The following is a 4,084-nucleotide window of genomic DNA, read 5'->3' as shown; positions in this document are numbered from 1 at the left end:
TTATTGATTTGCCTAGTACCAATGTAGACCAGAACGCCTCAGCAACGACCGTAGCATTACCCATGAGTGCCGCAGCAGCAACAGCGGAAGGTGCGACGACACGAACATCACTGGGTGCTATAGTTGGCAGAGCGTTAGGTCTTGGTCTGGGACTTCTAACTTACTCACCTGAGCTTGCGGACGGGACGCTTCCTCCCAGTATGCTTGCAGAACAAGAAGCGCACTCAAAAGAAATGGGGAGGCAGCTAGGGATGGCTATTAGCGAGGCCCACGCTAGGAATGAGGACTTTATTACCATATTTAGAAGTGCATCCCCTACGGAGTCTGCCGACATACGCTCATCAACCGTGTTCAGATACGGCCCTAGCGGATTCCCGAAACAGTTTACACTTAATTACACTGACGCAGCCGCATTTCAAAAAGTACTTCCAGTACTAGAGGGGAGCAATTCGAAATACAGTATATTCTCAGCACGCATATCTACTAGAGTTGCAGCTAGACTATACCCAAATACAGATGCAATAAATGGTAGGTCGTTTTTGTATTTGACTGCATCATCACCATCTCAGTTAAACCAAGTTAATACTAGCGCTAAAAGATACGGCGGAATTCAGGAGCTAAGGTAATGCAGCAATCAATAAAGAAAATGACAGCGGAAGTTAAGGTGAGCCACTTAAGCTATGACAGCGGCGAAAATACATACAAGCTAGTTGATGATACGAGGTTTACAGTGCGATTCAAAGATAGGAGCAGTATTGGAATGCTGTCAGCTTTAAGTCCTAGCGTGATACTTAAAGGGCAGTCCGGCTCTGGACTGCTAACAATTATTTCACCCGAAATGCTCGGCGAGGACTTTTTAAGCGAAGGCGTTGCAATCATTGAATTGCTGGGTGTTGTCGTTGCAGAATGCAAGTTCGAGAAATATGAGATAGAAGATATCCCACTTTAAGGTGAGTGTTGATGGGTAGTGATAAAAGCCACTACCCATCATCACAGCTTCGTACCAACCTCAGCATTGCTAGCAACCTCCATCATCAAGCCATCCGTATAAATCTTTCCTACTTTCGACTATAATCTCGAAAGTTATGGAGAGCCAGATGAGTAATATCAGCAACTTAGAAGATTACAGAAGAAAATAAAAAGGACACCCACCCTAAAGTTTCTTCAGACCAGAGGTTTGTTAGGGCTGCTGCAAATCAAGGGGTTGTGCTTGATTCATATATTCATAGCCCTCACTCGTTTTAGAAAGGGAAAATAAAGTAATGAAGATATGTTTATGGGACATGGTAGGCGCAGGTTTAATTATTCAGGCTAAATCTAATTGCCTCTACTTTAACCAGACTGGAGGGACAGCTTGCTTTCATTCTGAAATGGAAGGGTATTTTGTTCCTTTCAATTTTGATTGCGACCCTTATGATTTTGAATCTTCTCTAGAATATAAATTAAGTCAGCTTTTTAAAAACTCAGAATCAGTTAGTACAAAGTTGGCAATGTCTATAGATAAGCTATTGCAAAATAACCCTGAAACAAACGGAATTTCAGTTGATACTACAAAGCTAGAAGATTCAATTGAGTCATGGGTATACGTAATTATAAAGAGCACGGAGAGTAATCCTATAAGTTGTGAAAATGAGATGAAGGGTATCTTAACTTGGTCTAATAGTGACTAATTGTAAACAAGCTAAAAGGATGGCCTCGCTTGTGTAATAGAGCAGGTTCAATTACCGTGTAAAGGCTATCAAGTGCGCGGCTTATCCCAGTAGAACTGCGCACTTGCTAACAGCAGACTGTGCAATCAGTGTAAGTGCCACTAATTTAGTGGGGCTGGCTCAAATAGCTAGCTCTGCTGTTTTTAAGTGACACTGCTTACTGAGATAACATGAAGGCTGTGCTGATTTTATATGCTCAATAAAGCTAATATTTACGAGAAAGATATCTCATTCGTTTAAGTAAACGAGATAAATGCGGATTTAATTTCTTGTCAGGATTTTGTTGATAATCTTGAAAGTAAATAAAAAGACACCCACCCTAAAGTTTGTATTTTTTATATTTTCAACTAACTTTCAATTAGTGCAAAAAACAAACAGGGTGATACATGGCAATTGCAAGAAAGCGTCAAGTAAGTTTGGTTGATACAAAGTATTATCACTGTATTTCACGTTGTGTTCGACGTAGAAACCAAAATAAAGAAGACACCCATCCTAATGTTTGTATTTTTTATATTTTCAACTAACTTTCAATTAGTGCAAAAAACAAACAGGGTGATACATGGCAATTGCAAGAAAGCGTCAAGTAAGTTTGGTTGATACAAAGTATTATCACTGTATTTCACGTTGTGTTCGACGTGCTTTTTTGTGCGGTGAAGATCGTTTTACAGGTCAGTCTTTTGAGCATCGCAGAGGCTGGGTTGAAGATAAACTGTTAGAGTTAGGCAAGGTATTTTGCATTGATGTGTGTGCTTATGCAGTCATGAGTAACCACACTCATTTAGTGCTGTATGTTGATGATAAAAAAGCGGAGCGGCTAAATGATAAAGCGATTGTTATTCGCTGGCACAAGCTGTGTAAAGGCACCATACTTACGCAAAGATATTTACAAGGTGAGAAGCTAAGTAAAGCTGAACTTATCTTTTTTAATCAAACGGTCAAACAGTATCGCGAACGCTTATCAAGTATTAGCTGGTTTATGCGGTTGCTAAATGAACATATAGCGCGTAAAGCGAATAAAGAAGATAACTGTACAGGCAGGTTCTGGGAAGGACGGTTCAAGTCACAAGCGCTTCTTGATGAAGCAGCATTGGCAGCCTGTATGGCATACGTTGATTTAAATCCTATCAGGGCAAAAATGGCAAACACGCCAGAAGAGTCATCACATACGAGTATTCAAAAACGCATTGAAAGCGCAACAAAAAGCAAGCAACCAAAAAAACTATTGCGTTTTGCTGGCATGCCACGTCAAATCATGCCAAAAGGGTTACCGTTTGAACTTAAATCCTACCTTGAACTAGTTGAATTAACAGGGCGTTGTATACGAGAAGGCAAACGCGGGTATATTGAAAGCACACATTTACCTTTACTAGAAAGAGTGAATATATCCTCAGAAAACTGGTTAAAACTGACCACGCAATTTACGCGCGTATTTCATGGCGCAGTAGGTAGGAGGACCTCACAAGAGAGTTACTGTGAAAACTTGAACAGAAAACGGCGTAGCAACGTTAGCAACAGCGAAAAGCTACTGGCATAAAGTTTAAAAGTCTTCGATAAAGAATTAAAACTGCATTCATGCAGTTGTTTTCGTGCGTGTAATTTAGGTTTAACAGTGATAAACACTCGCTTAATGAACGATGAGCGAGTGATAATAGAAAAAGAGATAAGTTTTAGCCCAAAATGGTAAACTTAATAGCACTGTTATATTTGCTCAATTAAAGTGGCTGTCTAGTTTATTTAGCGGTAATAAGCCAAACCACAGGTGAAGGGGCCACAATTCGTTATACACACCGTGACCGCCTAGGCAGCGCACGGGTATTTACCGACCACAACGGTTATGCCATAGCACAGCGTAATTTTGACCCATTTGGAAAACCTAGGCTGGCAAGTGGCGACTTAAAGGCGTATGGCAATTCAAAGCTTGATGATTTAGAGGATGCCAAAACAAGAAGAGGCTTTACTGACCACGAGCATTTAGATAATGTAGAGCTGATCCATATGAACGGGCGGGTGTACGATTATAATCTTGGGCGGTTTATGTCTGTAGACCCTGTTATTCAAAGCCCAACGAATAGCCAGAGTATTAACCCTTATTCTTACATAATGAATAACCCGCTCAGTGGCACTGACCCTACAGGTTATACCGCCGAATGTAATGATAGTGGCGTATGTGATATCGGCAATATAAAGATGGATGACGTTGAAAGTATTCAAGTCACCAAAAATGGTAATATGGTTGTTAACACAAACGATGACAACTCTTACCAAGTTGAATCAATAAATGGTGCTGATGTTGGTGGTAAGTTCTCAGTAGGTAATAACTCACCTATGGATATTAACAGTCAACAACAAAATGCTAAAAATGACCCTTTGGCTCA

General features: G+C 40.4%; 5 protein-coding genes. All 5 read left to right on the top strand.

All coding sequences use genetic code 11. From position 1 onward, the window contains the following. Nucleotides 1-626: hypothetical protein (locus C7Y70_RS19380; protein ID WP_210114680.1), on the top strand; the 626-nt coding region annotated here is incomplete at its 5' end. Further along, nucleotides 626-949, top strand: coding sequence for a hypothetical protein (locus C7Y70_RS19375; RefSeq protein WP_135476582.1), 324 nt, complete (start codon nucleotides 626-628; stop codon nucleotides 947-949). The genes C7Y70_RS19380 and C7Y70_RS19375, both read left to right, overlap by 1 nt. Before the next feature lie 313 nt (nucleotides 950-1,262). Beyond that, the gene (locus tag C7Y70_RS19370; RefSeq protein ID WP_135476580.1) at nucleotides 1,263-1,670 is read left to right on the top strand and encodes a DUF6210 family protein; all 408 of its coding nucleotides are present in this window, start codon (nucleotides 1,263-1,265) and stop codon (nucleotides 1,668-1,670) included. 598 nt (nucleotides 1,671-2,268) lie between these two features. Continuing rightward, nucleotides 2,269-3,243: a transposase gene (locus tag C7Y70_RS19360; protein ID WP_135476578.1), complete on the top strand. Its 975-nt coding sequence runs from the start codon at nucleotides 2,269-2,271 to the stop codon at nucleotides 3,241-3,243. A gap of 209 nt (nucleotides 3,244-3,452) precedes the next feature. Then, the coding region (locus tag C7Y70_RS19355) for an RHS repeat-associated core domain-containing protein (protein WP_135476585.1) at nucleotides 3,453-4,084 on the top strand (632 nt) is incomplete at its 3' end.

The sequence above is a fragment of the Pseudoalteromonas sp. KS88 genome, assembly GCF_004766475.1.
Classification (GTDB): domain Bacteria; phylum Pseudomonadota; class Gammaproteobacteria; order Enterobacterales; family Alteromonadaceae; genus Pseudoalteromonas.
Note: the sequence above shows the minus strand (reverse complement) of the source record. Positions and strands in the feature narration are given on the sequence as shown.